The organism is uncultured Clostridium sp. (assembly GCF_900547735.1).
Taxonomy (GTDB): Bacteria; Bacillota; Clostridia; order Lachnospirales; family Lachnospiraceae; genus Otoolea.
On record NZ_URHZ01000043.1, the window covers coordinates 1 to 21,012 of the forward strand.

Genomic DNA, 21,012 nt, shown 5'->3' on the forward strand with positions numbered 1-21,012 from the left:
GCAAGCGTTTCCCGCAGGAACTTTTTCTGCCCGGATTCCCCACCTGCGACAACCTGCAAACCGGGACTGAAGACTCACAACCTCCCCCTCACCATCCCGAACCCCGACCTAACGGCGGCGTTCTCATTCCTCAGTTAAATCCTCATTTTACAAAGATTTTTCGTGAAAAAACGTTGCTATTTTTCCGATGAATCTATATAATGAGAAAGGACATTGGCAAGTGTAAAAATTTTGTTAAAAATGAAAGGAGTGAACATAATGGAAGGCCGAAGTCATAAGACGGAATCAGATGGCAGCCACCCTGAACCGAAGGCAGCGCGTACTTCGTTTTTTCGTTGTGGGCACTGCCGTTCTTAGGTTGTTTTTTCTGTTTCCAAAATGAGTAAAGAATAAATTCAGTAACTGTGAAGGCACTGAACAGTTACAAATTTTGGAAGGGGAAGATCATGTTAGATGAAGAGATCAAAATTGAAGAAAAAATTGAAGAGCTCCTGAAGCTGGCTGCCGATAAAAAGTACAGAGATTTGAAATCGCAGCTTGTGGAGATGAATGAGGTGGATATCGCCTCCTTTATTGAGGAACTCGATTCGGAGAAGACGGTGGTTGTCTTCCGAATGCTGTCGAAGGAACTGGCAACGGAGGTTTTTGCCTGCCTGCCGGTCGACAAGCAGCAGCATATTATTACAAGTATTACCGATTATGAGCTGAGGGGTATCATTGACGACCTCTATGTGGATGATGCGGTTGACATGGTGGAGGAACTTCCCGCCAGTATTGTCAAACGTGTTCTGCAGAATTCAAGCCCCGATACGAGGAAGCTCATCAACCAGTTTTTAAATTATCCGGAGAACAGCGCCGGAAGTGTTATGACGGCCGAGTATGTGGGCCTGAAAAAGCAGATGACCGTAGAAGAGGCGTTTGCCTATATTCGGAAATACGGTGTGGACAAGGAAACGATCTATACCTGCTATGTTATGGATGAAAAGAGACAGCTTGAGGGCGTTGTAACGGTCAAGGATCTGCTGATGAACCCGTATGACACGGTTCTGGGAGATATCATGGATGTCCATGTCATGAAGGCATATACGACGGAGGACCGGGAGGAAGTGGTGGACACGTTCAACGAGTACGGACTTTTGAGCCTTCCCGTTGTGGACAAGGAAAACCGCCTGGTGGGTATTATCACGGTCGATGACGTCATGGATGTCATGGAACAGGAGGCAACGGAGGACTTCGAGAAGATGGCCGCCATGCTCCCCAGTGAGAAGCCGTATCTGAAAACCAGCGTATTCCAGCTTGCAAAGAACCGTATCCCCTGGCTGATGATTCTGATGGTCAGCAGTATGGTGACGGGAGGAATCCTGTTAAAATACGAGAATGCCTTTGCCGCAATTCCGCTGCTGGTAACCTTTGTCCCCATGCTGATGGACACGGGCGGTAACTCCGGAAGCCAGGCAAGCACGATGATCATCCGTGGTATGGCGGTCGGTGAGGTGGAACCTGCCGATATCCTTCAGGTAGTATGGAAAGAGCTCCGCGTGGGAGTGCTCTGCGGCGTCAGCCTGGCGCTTGTCAACTTCGTCAGACTGATGATACAGTATCCCGGAAAGACGCTGATCTGCCTGACCGTTGTACTGAGCATTTTCTTTACCGTAATCATTGCAAAAACCATCGGCTGCACCCTGCCGATCCTGGCAAAAGTAATCCACCTGGACCCGGCTATCATGGCCGCCCCAATGATCACCACGATCGTGGATGCATGCAGCCTTATGATTTATTTCCAGCTGGCCAGCCGCCTGCTGGGGATGCTGTAAAAAAGAAACCAGATTTCAATTTTATATAGTAGCGAAAAAGGATAAACCGGCTTAGCGGAGAAAAATTCTTCAGAAGAGCGGTTTATCCTTTTATGATCATTTAAAAAAGAAAGATGAGGAAGAGGAAATACATCAAAGCAGGAGAAGCGGAGAGACAGAACGCATAGGGGAGTGGCACCAGAAGAGGAGTGACACCGGCAAAGGAGCAGAACCAGCAGAAGGGAAGAAGCGACAGAGGAGCATAACCGACAAAGTAGCATAAAAAACAGAGGGGCGAAACAGGCAGCGGCCCAGAACCGACGGAGTCCTGGAAAAAACAGAAGACCAGAAATTCAGAAAAAGAAAAAACAAGAAACCGAAATACTTTAAAGTTCCAAAAACAATAGTGGCTGCGACAATACCCTCCCCCTTTGAAAAGAAGGGCAATCATCCCTCGCCCGGGACCTGGATGGCCGGCACGTACCGCGTCTTCAGTCCCGGCCGACACCTTTCGCAAAGGAGATTCTTTCTTCCTGATTCCCCGCCCACGATCCCCTAATCCGGGACTGAAGCCCTCACATCCCGTCCACCCCGCTTCGCTCTTCCCCTGATTTTTCAATAAAATCCCCTGCTTGTAAATTTTCCCTCTTCGTTATATAATGGACTCTATCAAAGATTAGGAGTGTGAAACTATGACGAAAATCAGAACAAGATATGCCCCGAGCCCGACCGGCAAGATGCACGTCGGAAATTTGAGAACAGCATTATATGCTTATTTAATTGCAAAACATGAGGATGGAGATTATCTTCTCCGTATAGAGGATACAGACCAGGAACGTTTTGTCGAGGGTGCGACGGAGATTATCTACAACACCCTGAAGGACACGGGCCTGCAGCACGACGAAGGTCCCGATCTCGGAGGAGAGTACGGTCCCTACGTGCAGAGCGAACGCCAGAAAGCCGGAATTTATACGGACTATGCGAAGGTGCTTCTGGACAAGGGTGAGGCATATTACTGCTTCTGTGACCAGGAACGTCTGAACAGCCTTAAAAGGACTGTAAACGGCGAAGAGATTATGACCTATGACAAGCATTGCCTCCATTTGTCAAAAGAGGAGATTGAGGCAAATTTAAAGGCCGGCAAACCTTATGTAATCCGCCAGAACAATCCCAGAGAAGGAAAGACAACCTTCCACGATGAGATCTACGGAGATATCTCGGTAGACAATTCGGAGCTGGATGATATGGTTCTCATCAAATCCGACGGATATCCGACCTACAATTTTGCCAACGTTGTCGACGACCACCTTCAGGAGATCACCCACGTTGTCCGCGGCAATGAGTACCTGTCTTCTTCACCGAAATACAACCGTCTCTATGAGGCATTCGGCTGGGAGGTCCCGGTATACGTGCACTGTCCAACCATAACCAATGAGGAGCACAAGAAGCTGAGTAAGAGAAGCGGCCATTCTTCCTATCAGGATCTGATTGATCAGGGATTTATTTCAGAGGCTGTTGTCAACTTTGTAGCCCTTTTAGGCTGGTCCCCTGAGAACAACCAGGAGATTTTCTCCCTGGACGAGCTGGTGAAGGAGTTCAATTATAAGAATATCAGCAAATCTCCGGCCGTATTTGACATGGTCAAATTAAAATGGATGAATGGGGAATATATCAAGGCAATGGACTTCGACCGTTTCTACGGCATAGCGGAGCCTTATATTAAGAAGGTAATCAGCAAAGATCTGGATCTCAGAAAGATTGCCTCCATGGTTAAGACAAGAGTTGAGATTCTCCCGGAGATTGAAGCTCAAATCGACTTCTTTGAAGAACTTCCGGAATACGACACCGAGATGTATGTCCACAAGAAGATGAAGACAACGAAAGAAACTTCTCTCGAAGTGCTGAAGGAGCTTCTCCCTGTACTGGAGGCACAGGAAGACTATAGCAACGACGGCCTCTTTGCAGTCCTTTCCGCTTATGTGGCAGAAAAGGGAGTTAAAACCGGATTCGTGATGTGGCCCATCCGTACGGCCGTGTCCGGCAAGCAGATGACTCCTGCCGGAGCCACAGAGATTATGGAAGTACTTGGCAAGGATGAATCCCTTAAGAGAATCAGAAAAGGAATTGAACTCTTATCAAAGTGATAAAAACATGATATGTGTTTTTCACTGCCATAAATGGTAACCTGTGTGCTCTGCGCTCAGACCGCCGTGATCAATAGATAGCTTCAAAAGGAGTGCTGGGGATTTTGAGCACTCCTTTTGAACTATAAGGCATGGGTGAAGGACAGACAAAGAACTGGATGAAGAGCCAGATTAAAATAAGATAGAGAACTGGATGAAGAACCAGATTAAAATAAGATAAAGAACTGGATGAAGAACCAGATTAAAAGCAGATAAAGAACTGGATGAAGAACCAGAAAAATCAAATAAAGAAACAGATAAAGAAACAGATAAAGAAACAGATAAAGAAACAGGATAGGATAACAGTAAATGGAATTTGGCAGGACACAGGAACAGGCGATACGCCACAGAGACGGGCCGATGATGGTACTGGCGGGGCCAGGTTCCGGAAAGACTACGGTAATTACACACAGGATCAAATATCTGACGGAGGACTGCAGAATCAACCCGTCGGATATTCTCGTTATCACGTTTACCAGGGCGGCCGCGGAGGAGATGAAGGAGCGCTATGTACGCCTGACCGGAGCGGCGCGGGGAGTTTCCTTCGGCACATTCCATGCAATTTTTTTTCAGATACTGAAGCTGGCTTACCGTTATACGGCACAGAACATTGTGCGGACGGAACAGCAGATGCAGTTCATCAGGGAACTGGCAGGGAAAGAAGAACTGGAACTGGAGGACGAGAATGAATTTGTCACCTCTGTTTTAAGTGAGATCAGCTCCATAAAGGGAGAAATGATCGATTTGAGGCATTATTACTCCAAAAACTGTCCGGATGAAACCTTCCGGAGGATTTTCAGCGGGTATGAGGAACAGATGAGACGGTCGGGACTCATTGATTTTGACGATATGATGGTCATGTGCTGGCAGTTGTTCCGGGAAAGGAAAGATATTTTGGCGGCATGGCAGAAGCGGTACCGCTATATCCTGATTGACGAGTTTCAGGATATTAACCGCCTGCAGTATGAAATCATCCGTCTCATCGCAAAACCGGAAAACAACCTGTTTATCGTCGGTGACGACGATCAGTCCATCTACCGTTTCCGCGGCGCCAGACCGGAGATTATGCTGGGATTCGAGAAAGATTATAAAAATGCGGAGCGCATTCTCCTGGATGTGAACTACAGATGTACGGCAGAGATTGCAGGTCCCTCCCTGCGTCTGATTGAGAATAATGAAAAACGTTTCAAAAAGAACATAAGGACCGCAGGTGCAAGGGGAAAAAATATTATCACCAAGATCTGGCAGGACAGCTTTGAAGAAAACAACCGGATTGCCGGGGAGATAAAGCAATACCTGGCTGCCGGGTATCAATACAGTGATATCGCAGTTCTCTACAGGACCAACTCAGGCCCCAGGCTCCTGATGGAAAAACTGATGGAATATAATCTTCCCTTCAGGGCAAAAGACACCGTGCCCAATCTCTATGAGCACTGGATATCAAGAAATATACTGACCTATATAAAAATTGCCCTGGGAAGCCGGGAAAGGTCCGATTTTCTTCAGATAATCAACCGTCCCAACCGGTATATCAGCCGCGACAGCCTGCGTAACCAGACGGTGGATTTTGGAGAGCTGAAAAGCTGGTACGGTGAAAAAGACTGGATGGTGGACCGGATCGAGAATCTGGAATACGATCTCAAAGCAGTGAGCCGCATGTCGCCTCTGGCAGCGGTAAACTACATACGCCAGGGAATCGGATACGACAATTTTCTGGAGGAGTATGCCGGTTTCCGCAGAATGAAGCCGGAGGAACTTTTGGAGACGGCGGATCAGCTCAAAGAGAGCGCCGCAGGATACAAGACATATGAGGAATGGTTCCGCCATATCGAGGACTATGCGGAAGAACTGAAACGCCAGGCATCGGCCGGAAAAACATCGGAAGAAGATGCGGTCACACTGGCCACGATGCACGGCTCAAAAGGGCTGGAATTCAAAATCGTCTATATTCTCGACGCCAACGAGGGAGTAACGCCCCACAGCAAAGCGGCGTTAGACGAAGATATCGAGGAGGAGAGACGCCTCTTCTACGTCGCCATGACCAGGGCCAAAGAGCGCCTGCATGTGTACGCGGTGAAAGAGAGATACCACAAAAAAGTCGAAGTATCACGATTTGTGGAGGAGTATTTAGGATAAGAACGATGCCGCCGACGGAACGGAGGGGCGGCGGGATGATGAGAGGAAGTGTGTGTCTTCAGTTCCGGTTGGAAGGGGGAGCGTGGGGAAGCCGGAAGACTATGGCTGGAACTGAAGGGTATTACCATGACCATTTGGTGCATCCTATAAGTATGTCCGCGACAAGTGTGATCCCCACTTGACGCAAGAGGCAGTCAGGCGGCGTGAGGATGACGGGTGGGGAGAAAACTTACCGGGGGCTTCGGTCCGTGCGACACAGTGGAAGGGGGAAGAAGGGTGAAAACTTTCCGCAGGGGACCTTGGAATCCGACGGTGCTTGATGAGGTTTTTTCGAATCTAGCATCCGTTTCGCATTCCACAAGCGGAAGCGAGTCCCCGTAGGAAAATTTTCACCCTTCTTCCCCGAACGCGACAATCCCACCCAGGACCGAAGCCCCATCGATCCCCTTCCCGGTCCCGCCCGCCATCCTCACACCACCGTCCTCATTTTTCAACTAAAAGGAGCAAAAAACATTATGTCATACACCCACATCTACTGCGGCGACGGAAAAGGCAAGACAACGGCCGCCATCGGCCTGGCCGTCAGAATGGCAGGCTGCGGAGGACGCGCAGTCCTCGTCCGCTTCCTGAAGAACGACGATTCGGGCGAAGTGGACGCATTAAGGCAAATAAAGGGCATTACGGTAATTCCATGCAGGAAAACATTCGGTTTTACCTGGCAGATGACGGAGGAACAGAAACGGGAGGCCGCGGATTTTTACCGGGAGCTTTTTAAAGAGGCCTCCGACGCGGCGATTCGGTGCGCAAAAGAGGGGCAGACTCTTTTTGTTATGGATGAGGTCTGCGCCGCCGTCCGGAGCGGGCTGCTTGAGAAGGAGCAGATTCTTGAATTCCTGGATGGCTGTCCTGAGAACCTGGAGGTTGTGATGACGGGCAGGGACCCTTTACCGGAATTTACAGAGCGTGCGGATTATATATCGGAGATACGAAAGATCCGGCACCCATTTGACAATGGGGTGGCTGCGAGAAAAGGAATTGAATATTAGTACCAGATTACATCACCAACAGCGGATATGGCGTCCGCTGTCTGCGCGGCCGGCGAGGCGGCGCAGTAACCGGACAGGAGGACAAAGGATGAAAGGCGCAAGGAGCAAAACCCCCGCCAGGGTGGTGACGGCGCAGGAGAGAGAGGCTTTCAGGCAGGAGATAGAAAGACAGTTTCCGGGCTATTTGAATGAAAACCTGAAATTGACTACAATAGTTAAGATTTTTACCGGTTTGAGGGTTCTTTACGGCCTTTATTACCTTATGATTACGATTGTTTACGGCCTGTCGGTTGTGCAGGGGCTGTTCACGATATTCAGTGCGTTCGTGTTTTACCTGTGGTATTCATGGATGCTGAAGGCGGGAAAGGGAATTGCCGTCCTGATGCTCTGCTTAAGAGGATTCAGCATTGTGTCGGGAGGCGTTTCGATTCTTCAGATGTCCTTCTGGCTTCCATATTCCCTTATTTTCACACTGACAACGGCCTGTGTCATGGAGTTCAGTGAGGCGATCTTCTGCATTTACATACTGTTTAACAGGACGGCGTCTACCGTAATCAAATTGAACCGGGAAGGGGAAATGCACCTTGTGAGGGGCGTTCCGACGGGGACGCTGGAGCGGATGGCCGAATACAAGAACCCTTATTCGGAAGACGCGGCCTCGAACGGGGAGGCCGAGGAAAATGAGCCGACGGCCGGAAACGGGAATCCGGAAGACAGAGAACAGCAGAATTCATCGGAAGAGGATGGCAGGGAATAAAAATCCGGCACATTCCGGCCGTCTGCAATTACGTTACTGCTCACAGGCAGTACTCCGCGAAGTGTTTTTTGTGAGTGGGGCGTAGCGAAAGTCACAGAAAACCCGAGGGTTGCGGCGCGAAAAGGCGGTTTTGGCCGTTTCTGTGCAACGCGAAGCGTGTTACCGGGCACGGAGTGGACAGTAACGCAATTACAGATAAGGTGCTAAATAAGGTGAAATTCTCCTTGATTTTTCTTACGGCCTCTGATAAAGTGGAGTTGGAAACAATTAGCAGGGATAAGCTGCGGTTGCAAAACGATGGAAAGCACGGTTGATACGGCTTTCATTGCCATTATTATGATTGCCTGCCAAGCGGGCAGAAGAAAGAGGTTGAAATGGAAGATAAAAAGAATATGACTCCGGAAGAGACGGACAACCAGGAGGAGATGACAGTAACCCTTACCCTGGATGACGGAAAAGAGCTGGAGTGTGTCGTACTTACTATCTTTCCGGCAGGAGATAAGGAATATATCGCTCTCCTTCCGATGGAGGATGCGGATGACGAATCAGAAGAGGGAGAAGTATATCTTTACCGTTACTCAGAAGATGAGAACGGACAGCCGAATCTGGAAAACATTGAAGACGACGATGAGTATGAGATCGTTGCCGATGCCTTCGATGAACTGTTAGACGAGCAGGAGTACGATGAAGTAGTCGGAGAAGACGAATTAGACGATTAAAGTAAACGGTGGAAACTGCATTTCGCATTTCTTTCACCGCCAATCAAAAAATGGGCTCTCTCTGCACCGTGCTGAGAGAGCCGTTTTTAATTCATAGGAAATTACATCCTATGAATTAAAAACGCTCCGCGAGGATGCGCACTCGCGCGAAGATGTAATATGCCGCTATGCGGCCGCGCTCGGCGCGTGAGTCCGGCAAGCCGGACTCTTTCTTAGATGACAGGAAGATTTTGGTATTACCTCTGATGGAAAATGTGAAAAGCCTGTTTTCAGGCAATCCAACATTTAAAAGAGGCAGATGGGGATAATGGAGGGATATACTGCCGGAATAAAGAGTTCCGTTATTGGAACTTCTGCGCATGAGCTCGGCCGCCTGAGGCCGCTTTCTTCGCGCATGCGGCGCAGAAGTCCGCAGTGGATGTGCGTGGCCTGACGGCAGACAGAGGATAGAAGGGGTGGTTACAGTGGAACTCAGACAGGAACAGAAGCTAAAACAGACATTGTCGCAGAACATGCTCCAATCTACGGAGATACTGCAGATGGGGCAGCTGGAATTAAAGGAGTATCTGGAAGATTTGGCGCTGGAGAATCCGGTGGTGGATCTCGACGCAATGCGCCGCACTGAGAAGACGTCGGACGACAAGGGGGAGAGTACCGAGGACTTTATCAGGAAACTGGAGGAACTTCAGAGCGTAGACGCTCAGAACCGCCAGTATTATCAGGACGAACAGGATGAAGCCAGCCGTTTTGAACCGGCTGAACGGCAGGAGATGGATTTGAAGGAATCCCTGCTGGAACAGATTCTTTATATGAAAATATCAAAAGAAGAGTTCCGCATTTTAGAGTATATGATTTTAAATCTGGATGACAATGGTTATCTGACCGAAGAGCTGCCTCTTTTATGCCGGGAGCTTAAGATTACGGAAGAAGAAGGAGAACGTCTGCTGAAAGTCCTCTGGAGGCTGGAGCCCAAAGGAGCGGGAGCCAGAAACCTCAGGGAGTGCCTCTTAATCCAGTTGGAGGGGGACAGCGACGAAGAGAAGCTGGCCCGGCGGATCATTGAAGATTATCTGGAGGAACTGGGGAAAAACAGAATGGAGGTCATTGCCAGAAAGTTGAAATGCAGCATTGACCAGGTCCTTTCCGCCAGTGACCGGATCCGTGCGTTAAACCCGAGGCCGGGAAGCGGATATGGGAGCGGAAAATACCAGAAATACCTTGTCCCCGACGTCCTGGTTGTCAAGACGGAGGGACACTTTGAGATTATCATTAATGATGAGACATATCCCCAGCTTTCGATCAATCCCTATTATCTGACCCTGATGAAGGGGGAGAATTCGGAGGAAGCGGCCGGATACGTTAAAAATAAAGTAAAACAGGCGGAGTGGGTATGCCACTGTGTAGAACAGAGGAACAGGACACTCTATCTGCTGGTACGGGAAATTTTAAAGGCGCAGCTTGCCTTTTTTGAGGAGGGCAGGGGAAAACTTACCGCCCTGACCCAGAGGAGCGTGGCGGAAAAGCTGGAATTAAATGAATCCACCATCAGCCGTGCCGTCCGGGAAAAATACCTGCAATGCCAGTGGGGAATCTTCCCACTGCAGTTTTTCTTCTCTCGGGGAAGTATCCCGGTAGATGGAAAGAGAAAGCAGAGCCGGGAAAACGGGACCGGAGACATGAGCCGTGAGGCGGCCGGAAACGACGGCGGAGCAGGCGCGGGAGCGGAAGCGGTGAAGGAACAGATCAGAATCCTGGTCGCGGGCGAAGACAAAAAGAAGCCCTACAGTGACAGAATATTAGCGGAAAAACTGGGGGAGGCCGGATTCTCGATATCGAGGAGAACGGTAGCGAAATACAGGGAGGCCATCGGAATTGCCGATGCGTCCGGAAGAAAAGTGTTTGAGCGCAAGAATACATTGTAATCAGGGGAAGGGATTTAACCGGGATACCGGGCATGAACTGAAAAAAGAATTTAACTGGTCTTAAAAAGGGGGAGGGCCAGCAGGTAAAACCTGCTGGCCGGAGTATGAAAAAGTCTGTCTAAGGCTCTTGCCTTGTTCATTTATAATGATACAGGAAATATGTGACTAAAATATGTGCAGGGGATAAAACATTTATAAAAACTGTTGAAAAAATCTAAAGAAAAGAGGAACTATTCATTATCCTCGCAGCTACAGAAATGATAACAATTGTTACTATTCACAGCCCTGCAAAAACCGCAGTTCTGTAAACAGCAACACGCTTCGCGATGCACAGAAACGGTAAAAAGCACCGTTGATTGTAATGAAAAGTCCGCATCGCGCACTTTTCGTTGCGTCGCGCCGTAGAACTCGGGATTTTCACGCAAAATACGCGTGAAAACACCTCGCGGAATAACGGCTGTGAATAGTAACTAACAGTTTCCGGCACATGACAACCAGAGGAGAACATAAATGTCATTACAATTCATCATCGGCGGTTCCGGTTCCGGTAAGACACGCCGCCTGTACGAGGATTTGATCCGGCAGGCCGGAACTGATCCGGACGGCCGCTATTTTGCCGTCGTCCCGGAGCAGTTCACCATGCAGACCCAGAAAGACATTGTGACGCTGCATCCCTGCCACGGTGTGATGAACATCGATATCGTCAGCTTTGAGAGGCTGGCGTACAGAATATTCGAAGAGCTGGCGGTGGAGAACCTGGCGGTCCTGGATGACATGGGCAAATCCATGGTCCTGCGTAAGGTGGCTGCGGGCAGGAAAAAGGAATTAAAGCTGTTCGGCGGCCACCTGGAAAAGATCGGCTTTATCGGCGAGCTGAAATCCATGCTGTCGGAGTTCTTCCAGTACGGAATTACGGCCGAGATCCTGGACGGGCTGCTGGCGGATGCCGAGAAGGAAAACTGGAGCGCCATGCTCAGGCAGAAACTGAATGATATGACGGTTCTGCACCGGGCGTTCAAGGAATATACGGAAGACAAGAAATGCATTGTAAAGGAAGAAATCCTGGAGCTTTTGTGCAGGGTTCTGCCCCAGTCGGAGCTTATCAAAGACAGCGTGGTGACACTGGACGGCTATACCGGTTTTACCCCGGTCCAGTACCGGCTTTTAGAGCTGCTGCTGACCTACTGCAAAAGAGTCGTTGTGACCATCACAATGGATCCTGAGGAGAATCCTTATAAGGAGAGCGGACCGCAGCATCTCTTCCATATGAGTAAACATACGGTCTGCAAGCTGACGGATCTGGCGGTACAGACCGGAGCGGGTCGGGATGAGGATATCCTTTTGAAAGAGTATCCCGCCTGGCGGTTTAAAAACAGTCCGGAGCTTCAGTTCATCGAAAAAGAGCTGTTCCGGTATCACGGCCGGAAATACGCCGCTGAAAAAGACGGGAAAACGGAGGAAACGGCCGGAAAAGCCGCAAAGAATCCGGGAATCGTATTATTCCAGTCCGACACTCCTTTAAAAGAAGTGGAAATGATTGCCGGGGAAATCGAGCGGCTCATCAAACTGGAGGGCTACCGTTACCGTGACATCGCCGTAGTCACGGGAGCCCTGGATACCTATTCCAGGGAGGTGGTACGTCAGTTTGAGGCAAACAGGATCCCGGCGTTTATTGATTATAAGAAAAACATCATGGGAAATCCGATGGTGGAGCTTCTCCGGGCGGCGCTGGAACTTCTGGAGAAAAACTTCTCCTATGAGACGGTGTTCCGGTATTTAAAAACGGGTCTTGTGACGGAAGACCAGGAGATGGTGAGCCGCCTGGAGAATTACGTGCTGGCTCTTGGAATCCGCAGTTATAAGCGGTGGGATTCGCCCTGGGAGTCTGTTTACAGAGGCGCGGAGCTCATTAATCTGGACGAGCTGAATGCGTTCCGGGAAGAAGTACTGACGCCCCTCCGTCCGTTAAAAGAGGTGTTCGGGGACAGAAAATCCACGGTAAAGGATAAAACTGCGGCTCTGGTGTATTTTCTGGAGGCGCTTCACATTGAAGAAAAGCTCAAAGGGTATGAGAAGGAATTCAGCGCTGCCGGAGAGGTGAGCCTGGAGAAGGAATACAGCCAGATTTACGGCCTTGTCATCGAACTGTTTGACAGAATCACGGCGCTTCTGGGCGATGAAACCGTGGGAAAAAAAGAGTATTCGGACATATTGGATGCCGGATTTGAGGAGATAAAAGTCGGCCTCATTCCGGCTGTTGTAGATCGCGTTGTAGTCGGAGATATCACGAGAACGAGACTTTCCCATATCAGGGTTCTCTTTTTCGCAGGGGTAAATGACGGAATTATTCCCGCGGTAACGGGACGCGGCGGAATCCTTACGGAGGCCGAGCGCGGGAATCTTAAAAAGCATCAGATAGAACTGGCTCCGACCGCCAGGGAAGAGGGATTCCTGCAGAGACTGTACCTGTACCTGGTGATGACAAAACCGTCCGATCGTCTCTATCTGTCCTACGCTTTATCCTCCTGCGACGGAAAAAGCCTGCGTCCATCCGGCCTGATTGGCCAGGTCTTAAAAATGTTTCCCGACAAGCATGTGATGTCGGCCGATGAACGGCAGATGGCCGCCTGGTCCCTGCCCCTTGGAAAACGCCGGGTGATAGAGGGACTAAAAGATTACGGAAAAAACAGGGAGGACGGCCGCTTTATGGAGCTGTTCCGCTTTTTCTCGCTGTCCGAAGAGCACGGCGGGGCGATGAAACAGCTGGTCGAGGCGTCGTTTTATACGTATGAGGATCACGGGATTGGCAGGACGGCGGCAAAGGAGATTTACAGCGCAATCCTCCACGGCAGCGTGACCAGAATGGAGCAATACGCATCCTGCGCCTATGCCCATTTCCTGGCCTATGGCCTGGAGCTTACGGAACGCCCCGTCTATGAGCTGGCTGCCGCGGACATCGGGAACCTGTTCCATAACTCCATTGATCTTTATTTTAAGAGGATGAAGGAAGAAAACCGCTCCTTCCGCGAAATATCGGATGAGGACAGAAAAAAGCTGGTTGGCGAGTGCGTTTTAAGCGTAACCAGGGACTATGGCAATACCATCATGTCCAGCAGCGCGAGAAACCAGTATCTGGAGCGCAAGGTCCACCGCATCACGGACCGGACAATCTGGGCATTGACGGAGCAGCTTAAAAAGGGAGACTTTGAGCCGTCCGGTTTTGAGGTGACCTTCAGCCCCGCAGATAACCTGAGAGCGATGAAAATCCCGGTGTCCAGGGATGAGGCAATCCATTTAAAGGGAAGGATAGACCGCGTCGATCTCTGTGAGGACGGGGATCTGCTCTACATGAAAATTATCGACTACAAAACGGGAAAGACAAAGTTTGATCTGATGGAAGCTTACTATGGGCTTCAGCTTCAGCTCGTGGTCTATATGGACGCCGCCCTGGAGAAGGAGCAGAGAAAACACCCCGACAAAAAGGTGGTTCCGGCCGGGATTTTTTACTATAATATTGCGGATCCGATGGTGGACAGACAGAAAGGCATGGGCGAGGAGGAGACGAAACAGGCGATACTCGGCGAGCTGCGCATGAACGGACTGGTAAACGGAAGGCCGGAGGCAATCGTCCATCTGGACAACCGGCTGGATTTCTCGTCGCCGAAGGGAGAGGAATCCACGGTGGTTCCCGTTTCGGTGAAAAATGATGAAATTGCCAGAAAGTCATCGGTGGCCGGTGAAAAGCGGTTCGAGGCCCTGGGGGCATTTGTCAACCGGAAACTGAAAAGCATGGGGCGCGAGATTCTGGACGGCCGCGTTTCGATTGCGCCGTATAAGAGCGGCAACAGGACGGCCTGCGATTATTGCCCCTACCACAGCGTCTGCGGCTTTGACCTAAAGACGGACGGGTATGGATACCGGAGGCTTGACAAGGTAAGCCCGGAAGAGGTGTGGCAGGAAATAGACAAATACGGAGCAGAAGGGAGGGGAGCAGAAGATGGCGGTGAACTGGACAAAGGAACAGAAGGCGGTAATTGAGAGCCGGAACAGAAATCTGCTCGTCTCCGCCGCCGCGGGAAGCGGTAAAACGGCGGTTTTAGTTGAGCGCATAATCAGGATGATTACGGATGAAAATCCGACGGATATCGACCGGCTGCTTGTCATGACGTTTACCAAGGCGGCGGCGGCCGAGATGCGGGAGCGTATCCAGGCGGCAATTGAGAAAAAGCTGGGGGAAGACCCTCAGAATGAACATCTTCAGCAGCAGGCGGTCACGGTGCAGTTCGCACAGATCACGACCATCGACAGCTTCTGCCTCCACATTCTCAGGGAGCATTTCGACCGGCTGGACATCGACCCCGCATTCCGCGTCGGCGACGAGGGTGAGATGCTTCTGATGCGCGCCGACGTCATGCAGGAGCTGATGGAAGACAGCTATGCAAACGGCGGGGAATCGTTTGAACGCTTTGTGGACACCTACTCCACGGGGAAGGCAGACGGAGGGATAGAGGATTATATTCTGCAGGTGTATACATTTGCCCAGAGTAACCCGTGGCCGGACGAATGGTTTGAGCATTGCCGGAAGGAACTTGAGAATACCGGTTTCGGGGAGCTGAACGGCACGGACTGGATGCAGTTTCTCTTAAGGGATGTCAAAATGCAGGCGGAGGAGTGGGAGCGGCAGTTAATGGAGGCCTCGGAGCTTTGCATGGAGGAAGACGGGCCGGAGCCTTATCTTCCGATGATCAGCGAGGATCTGCTCCATGTCAGGGAACTGATTCGGTCCACCGGCTCCTTCCTTGACTTCAGTGAGGCGGCGGAGAAATTCACATTTTCCAGGATGGCGGCCATACGCGGGAAAAATGTGATGGTGGATCCGGATAAAAAAGAAGCGGTGGCCGAATGCAGGAAGAGAATTAAAAAATCGGTGGAAAAGCTGAAGGATCAGTACCTGTTTGAATCCCCGGAGAAAATACTTGAGGATATGGAGGCGGGAAAGGAGTCGATTCTGATGCTCCTTCGCCTGGCGGAAGAATTCGGCGAGCGGTTCCGCGCCCGTAAAAGGGAGAAAAACATCGTGGACTTCGGCGATCTGGAGCATTTTGCCCTGGAGGTCCTCACCGCGGGAGGCGGGGACGAAGACGGGGGAAATAAGGGACGAATTCCGGGTCCGGTGGCCGACGAACTCAGCCGGCAGTTTGATGAAATTCTCGTCGATGAGTACCAGGACAGCAATCTGGTGCAGGAAACCCTGATTCACTGCGTCTCCAGGGAGCGGTTCGGCACACCGAACGTATTTATGGTAGGGGACGTAAAACAGAGCATTTATAAATTCAGGCTGGCCCGCCCGGAGCTGTTTCTGGAAAAATACCACAGCTACTCTGCGGAGGAGAGCCTGCATCAGAAAATCGAACTGCACCAGAACTTCAGGAGCCGGGATACGGTTCTTGGGAGCATTAACGACATCTTTTTCAGGATTATGACGGAAAAGCTCGGAAATATTGAATATACCGAGGAGACGGCCCTGCATGCGGGGGCATCCTTTGAACCCCTCGACGGACGGGGACCGGGAGAACTGGATACGGAGCTTCTTCTGATTAATACGGCCGGAAGCGAACTGGAAACCCTGGATGAGGATATCTCGGATTATACGGCCAGGGAGCTGGAGGCCGGGATGGTCGCGGGAAAAATAAGGGAGCTGACGGACGAAGAGAACGGAATGATGATCTGGGACAAGGATGAAAACGGTTACCGCCGCGCAAGATACGGCGATATTGTCATTCTTTTGAGGAGCGTCAGCGGCTGGGCGGAGAGCTTTACGGAAATCCTCGCGGCCCAGGGAATCCCGGCGTTCGCAGAGTCCAGGACAGGCTACTTTGACACGGTTGAGGTAGAAACGGTGCTGAACCTTTTGGCCGTTATCGACAACCCGATACAGGATATCCCGCTGGCAGCCGTCTTAAAAGCGCCGTTCTGCGGTATTACGGACGGGGAACTGGCCCACATTGTCGCGGACTATAAAAAGAATGCGGAGAAGGGGCGTGACAGGGGACTCTACCCGGCCGTGAAAAATTTCCTGACGGAACGGGAGACGGAACCTGCCGCTCCGGTTCTTTCAGGCGGCGGTGAACCATTTGACGATGAGAGAATCTGCGGGATTTTAAGGAAAACGATGGATCTTCTCGTGGAACTCAGGAAAATGGCCGTCTATCTGCCGATGCACAGCCTTCTCTACCGGATTTTCGACGTGACGGGTTATTATGATTATGTATCGGCCATGCCGGCCGGGGAGACGAGGAGAGCCAACCTGGATATGCTGGTGGAAAAGGCATCCGCCTATGAGGCCACAAGCTACCGGGGCGTGTTCCATTTTATCAAATATATCGAGAAATTGAAAAAATACAATACGGATTTCGGGGAGGCCGCCACGGTGAACGAGCAGGGAAACACGGTGCGTCTCATGAGTATCCACAAGAGTAAGGGCCTGGAATTCCCCATTGTTTTCGTGGCCGGAATGGGGAAAATGTTCAACCGGCAGGACACGAGAGGGAAAATCCTGATCGATTCCGAATTCGGGATTGGAACCGATTATCTGGACAGTGAGAAACGCCTGAAAGGCCCTACGCTCAAAAAGAATGTCATGAAGCGGAGAATGGAGCTGGAAGCGCTGGGGGAGGAACTGCGTGTCCTCTATGTGGCGCTGACCAGGGCCAAGGAAAAGCTGATTATGACCGCTTCTGATAAAAACCTGGAAAACAGGCTGGAAAAATGGAGGCAGATTTCCCTCCATCACGGCCAGGTTCCCTGTACCATTCTGACGATGGCGGGTTCCTGCCTGGACTGGATCCTGATGAGCGCTTCCCGGGAAGGATGCCGGATCAGAGTGACCGAAGTCAAAGCCGGGGAGCAGCTGGTGCACGAGATAGAGGAACAGCTTTTCAGAAAAGGTTCCAAAGAGGAACTGCTCAACCAGGATCCCGACCGCGTTTACGACAGGGCATACCGCAGACGCCTGGAAACATCGTTCCATTTCAAATATCCCTGTCAGGCCGACGTCACACTGAATACAAAGATGTCTGTCTCCGAGCTGAAAAAAGAGGGGATGGAGGAGGAAGACGAAGAGATGGCGTTTCTTCCCACCCTGCCCGTCTTTATGGAAGAGCAGGAGGTACGGGAGGGAGGCACATCGAGAGGTACGGCATATCACCGCGCCATGGAACTCCTTCCCTTTGATAAAGTCACATCGGAGGGGGATGTAAGGAGTCTGCTGGACAGATTTACGGAGGCTGGAAAACTGACAAAGGAGGCCAGGGAGATGATATGGCCTCCCGATATCTACCGCTTTTTCACGACGGAGCTTGGAAAAAGGATGGCCGCTGCGGCAAAAGCCGGAAAGCTGTACCGGGAAAAACAGTTCGTGATGGGAATCCCGGCCCGGGAAATGGGAGACTGGGACTCGGATGAACTGGTGCTGGTCCAGGGTATCATTGACGCCTGGTTCGAGGAGGAAGACGGCCTCATTCTGGTCGACTATAAGACCGATTATGTGGAAAATACGGGAGTCCTGGTCAGCCGTTACAAAACACAGCTTGACTACTACGAAAAAGCGCTGACCCAGATGCTGGGGAAAAACGTGAAGGAGAGATATATTTATTCCTACAGGCTGGGGCTTGTTGCGGTCTGAAACAGGGTATGGGGAGCAGCCGTTTGTACGCTGCGTAAACGGGAATTCACTGTTTTAAGCAGGAAACTACTGTTTTCGTACTGCGTAAGAAAATATCTGCTGCTTTCGCATTGAGTAAGGAAAATAGAAAAAAGAAATATAGAAAAAGAGTTCGCTGCATTGATAGATTGAATGAGCGGACTCTTTTTTATATCCGGCATTTTCGAATAAATACGAAACTGGTTTTACGCTTCTTTTATATTTTTCAGCCGGTTTTTAATCCCATCGATAAATTCCTGTGTCATCGGATTAACGGGAACACCCTTTGGGAGGATATAGCCGAATTCAATTCTGTCGTTGCAGTCGTCGATGGGGATGGACAGCACCTGATAGGCGGATGTCTGTGTGGTAAAATCGTGGATTCCGATCCCATAGAAATCACTGCTGGAAATCAGGTGCAGCAGGGACGCCCGGCTGGTGAGATAGGCGATCCGGGAGCCGTAATTTAAATTATATTGGGAATCCTGGGAGAAAATCCGGTATGTAAAATCCTCGCATTGTCCGAGATACCTGGCAAAACCATAGGGAGCCAGCGTGTGGAGATTGACGGGCTTTCCTTCCTGGAGGAGAGGATGGTTGCAGGAAATCAGGATATGGGGTTTTACATAGCAGAGAAAGTTATAATCCAGAGACTGAGAGGCAAGTCTGGATGCTACTTCCGTGTGGCGTTTGCCGTCAAAATGCAGGACTCCGATATTGGCCTGGCCGGAATAGACGTCCTCTATCACTTCCTCGGCGGTTCCTTCACTCAGCCTGTGGATATAGGAGGGATTGTCCCTGTGTTTTATGATGACATCAATAAAGCTCTCCATAATGTGGGAATATTTTGTCATGGACACAACCAGTGAACTGTCGGTATCGGTTCCGGGGCCATGAAACATCTCCACCTTTTCCATCTCATGGATAATATTCTCGGCGTGTATCATAAAATCCTCCCCATCGGGGGTCAGGGATACGCCGCCTCTTGTGCGCTGAAAAAGGACGGTGCCCACCGAATTCTCCAGCTCTTTGATAATTTTCCCGAGATAGGGCTGGGAGATAAAAAGACTCTGTGCGGCCTTGTTGATAGAACCCAGCCTGGCAACGGTGATGAAATATTCCAGGTGCTTTAAGTTGATATCCATATTCATAGTAAACCCCTCCTGCAATGACTTCGGAATGTGCATATACAATAACCATTTTATGACAATTATATCACAAAGAGCGGATGTTTGAAATAGGGTGGGGAGAAATGAGAACACCGGCGGTAACAGTTCAGCCTGGCGGCTGGATCAACAAGGCCTATAAATAACCGTTTATTATTTTCCAGTATCGCCACTTTTCTTCTTTTCAAAGTTTCAATGATACTAAAGATGGCGTAGTACATTTCGTGCCCGCTGGCATTCCGAAAGCCTCCGGCACAGCGCTAAGTTTTAGGGTGGCTGGCGTTTCGCCATCAAATGCTTTATAATAAAAGATAGCTAGATGCAAGCATTTTACGCTGGAATGCAGTGTATTCCGTTGACAGTCGACCAGCAAAACCAGCTGATCATAGAGTGAAGAAATAGTGGGGGTTCTGACTATTAGTGTTGCAAGGAGCAGGGAATTCATCCATGAACTTTTTACACGAATCACAGGCAGGCCCGGATTCGCTTTTTTTCATTTCTGGTAAAATACCAGTAACGAAAAAAAGGAGCGAAGACCCATGGCATCCAATGCAAAGGAAGGTGAGTCAAAAGCATGATAATGCTTTATATTATTGCTAATTTGGTTCTTTTCTAGGTGAATTTAATATTTTATTCCATAAAAATGAAAGGAGCAATCTCATGAAAAAATTCAGGATTCTATGCATTATATTGACACTGCTCTCCATTGCGGCTAGAATCACGGCCATTCTTTCATCACATATTACCACACTGCTCATTTACTTTTTCGTGATGGCGGTGTTTTTATCACGCGCCGCCGAGACCTACAGCCAGGACAAAAAGGAATGGCAGCATTGGCTGGCGGCGGCAGGTCTGGCGCTTATCGCACTGGCGGCTACGCTGTCCGCCACGTTTTCGACTGCAAATGAAGAGAAACGGCTAAAATTTATGCTTGAAGCGCCCAATACGGAAGTTGCTGCGGCCTATCAGCGCGTGCGGCAGGAGGCAGAGGATAGGGAAAGTGGAGATTCCTCCCGGATTCTTATGCTTGAGAACATGCCTTCAACACAGAAATTGAGGGAAGCCGTTTCTGCTCTGTTCCAGGGCGATGCATCAAGGGAAATGATTGACGATTGTCTTTCCATGAATGGCTTTATGACCTATCACATCAATGCAGTAAACTTTGATTACCAAATTACGGTGAAGCAAGTGAAAATAGTGAAAAAGGAGCAGGATGGAACGGTTTATTACGAGGCGGTAATTCTGCCCCATGGTGACGGTGTAATTGACTCTGAAATCCACGTTCATGGCCTGATAATGTTTGATAACTTGGCGACGAAGTATACAGGCATAAAGGAAATCAGGGAGGTATCCATAGAAGGCGGAGAACTGGATGCGTTTTATGAATCTTTGGCAGAAAAAGACGGGACAGAAGCAGTTCGGTGAGAAAAACTCTGATTTCCTAATAATTCTTCTCCTGAAGAAGCTGCCATATCTTCCCGTAGTAAGCCGGGATAATCCGGGCGTTTCGGTAAGCGGAATAAAGCATAAGAGTAGAAATGTAATTGAAAATATGCTATAGTATATTAAAATATGTTATATGATTTTT

General features: G+C 49.9%; 12 protein-coding genes and 1 pseudogene. 11 read left to right on the top strand and 2 right to left on the bottom strand.

The annotated features are described in order from the left end of the window. Positions 1-191 (top strand): annotated as a pseudogene (locus QZT18_RS14100) (hypothetical protein); the annotation flags it as partial. A gap of 255 nt (positions 192-446) precedes the next feature. Continuing rightward, positions 447-1,814 carry a magnesium transporter gene (gene mgtE / locus QZT18_RS14105; RefSeq protein ID WP_294148636.1) on the top strand — a complete coding sequence of 456 codons (1,368 nt, stop codon included), beginning with the start codon at positions 447-449 and terminating at the stop codon, positions 1,812-1,814. Between the two features lie 100 nt (positions 1,815-1,914). Here mgtE and QZT18_RS14110 read toward each other — a convergent pair whose 3' ends face one another. Continuing rightward, entirely contained in the window at positions 1,915-2,412 is a 498-nt protein-coding gene (locus tag QZT18_RS14110; RefSeq protein ID WP_294148637.1) for a hypothetical protein, read from the bottom strand. Between the two features lie 73 nt (positions 2,413-2,485). Between QZT18_RS14110 and gltX the strand changes: the two genes are divergently transcribed. From gltX to addA, 8 genes are all read left to right on the top strand, one after another. After that, on the top strand, positions 2,486-3,937 hold the full coding sequence (gene gltX / locus QZT18_RS14115) for a glutamate--tRNA ligase (RefSeq protein ID WP_294148638.1): 1,452 nt from the start codon (positions 2,486-2,488) through the stop codon (positions 3,935-3,937). 348 nt (positions 3,938-4,285) lie between these two features. After that, positions 4,286-6,112 (top strand): ATP-dependent helicase, encoded by a 1,827-nt coding sequence (locus tag QZT18_RS14120; RefSeq protein WP_294148639.1) that lies wholly within the window; start codon positions 4,286-4,288, stop codon positions 6,110-6,112. 515 nt (positions 6,113-6,627) lie between these two features. Next, positions 6,628-7,158, top strand: coding sequence for a cob(I)yrinic acid a,c-diamide adenosyltransferase (locus tag QZT18_RS14125; protein ID WP_294148640.1), 531 nt, complete (start codon positions 6,628-6,630; stop codon positions 7,156-7,158). Positions 7,159-7,246: 88 nt separating this feature from the next. Next, positions 7,247-7,915 (top strand): hypothetical protein, encoded by a 669-nt coding sequence (locus QZT18_RS14130; RefSeq protein ID WP_294148641.1) that lies wholly within the window; start codon positions 7,247-7,249, stop codon positions 7,913-7,915. Between the two features lie 374 nt (positions 7,916-8,289). Then, entirely contained in the window at positions 8,290-8,634 is a 345-nt protein-coding gene (locus QZT18_RS14135; protein WP_125140924.1) for a DUF1292 domain-containing protein, read from the top strand. Positions 8,635-9,098: 464 nt separating this feature from the next. After that, positions 9,099-10,556, top strand: a complete 1,458-nt coding sequence (gene rpoN / locus QZT18_RS14140; protein ID WP_294148642.1) for an RNA polymerase factor sigma-54 — start codon at positions 9,099-9,101, stop codon at positions 10,554-10,556. A gap of 510 nt (positions 10,557-11,066) precedes the next feature. After that, the gene (gene addB, locus QZT18_RS14145; protein ID WP_294148643.1) at positions 11,067-14,594 is read left to right on the top strand and encodes a helicase-exonuclease AddAB subunit AddB; all 3,528 of its coding nucleotides are present in this window, start codon (positions 11,067-11,069) and stop codon (positions 14,592-14,594) included. After that, on the top strand, positions 14,554-18,240 hold the full coding sequence (addA, locus tag QZT18_RS14150) for a helicase-exonuclease AddAB subunit AddA (protein WP_294148644.1): 3,687 nt from the start codon (positions 14,554-14,556) through the stop codon (positions 18,238-18,240). Before addB ends, addA begins: the two co-directional genes overlap by 41 nt. A 224-nt stretch (positions 18,241-18,464) precedes the next feature. Here addA and QZT18_RS14155 read toward each other — a convergent pair whose 3' ends face one another. Next, a complete protein-coding gene (locus QZT18_RS14155) occupies positions 18,465-19,409 on the bottom strand; it encodes a LysR family transcriptional regulator (protein ID WP_294148645.1) in 945 nt (314 codons plus the stop codon). 675 nt (positions 19,410-20,084) lie between these two features. Between QZT18_RS14155 and QZT18_RS14160 the strand changes: the two genes are divergently transcribed. Continuing rightward, the gene (locus QZT18_RS14160) at positions 20,085-20,849 is read left to right on the top strand and encodes a hypothetical protein (RefSeq protein WP_294148646.1); all 765 of its coding nucleotides are present in this window, start codon (positions 20,085-20,087) and stop codon (positions 20,847-20,849) included. Positions 20,850-21,012: the final 163 nt, after the last annotated feature.

Excerpts from the sequence above, each read along its gene's own strand:
- QZT18_RS14135 (WP_125140924.1), top strand. The coding sequence starts at position 8,290 with ATGGAAGATAAAAAGAATATGACTCCGGAAGAGACGGACAACCAGGAG.
- gltX (WP_294148638.1), top strand. The coding sequence starts at position 2,486 with ATGACGAAAATCAGAACAAGATATGCCCCGAGCCCGACCGGCAAGATG.
- addA (WP_294148644.1), top strand. The coding sequence starts at position 14,554 with ATGGCGGTGAACTGGACAAAGGAACAGAAGGCGGTAATTGAGAGCCGG.
- mgtE (WP_294148636.1), top strand. The coding sequence starts at position 447 with ATGTTAGATGAAGAGATCAAAATTGAAGAAAAAATTGAAGAGCTCCTG.
- addB (WP_294148643.1), top strand. The coding sequence starts at position 11,067 with ATGTCATTACAATTCATCATCGGCGGTTCCGGTTCCGGTAAGACACGC.
- QZT18_RS14120 (WP_294148639.1), top strand. The coding sequence starts at position 4,286 with ATGGAATTTGGCAGGACACAGGAACAGGCGATACGCCACAGAGACGGG.
- QZT18_RS14155 (WP_294148645.1), bottom strand. The coding sequence starts at position 19,409 with ATGAATATGGATATCAACTTAAAGCACCTGGAATATTTCATCACCGTT.
- QZT18_RS14160 (WP_294148646.1), top strand. The coding sequence starts at position 20,085 with ATGAAAAAATTCAGGATTCTATGCATTATATTGACACTGCTCTCCATT.
- QZT18_RS14130 (WP_294148641.1), top strand. The coding sequence starts at position 7,247 with ATGAAAGGCGCAAGGAGCAAAACCCCCGCCAGGGTGGTGACGGCGCAG.
- QZT18_RS14125 (WP_294148640.1), top strand. The coding sequence starts at position 6,628 with ATGTCATACACCCACATCTACTGCGGCGACGGAAAAGGCAAGACAACG.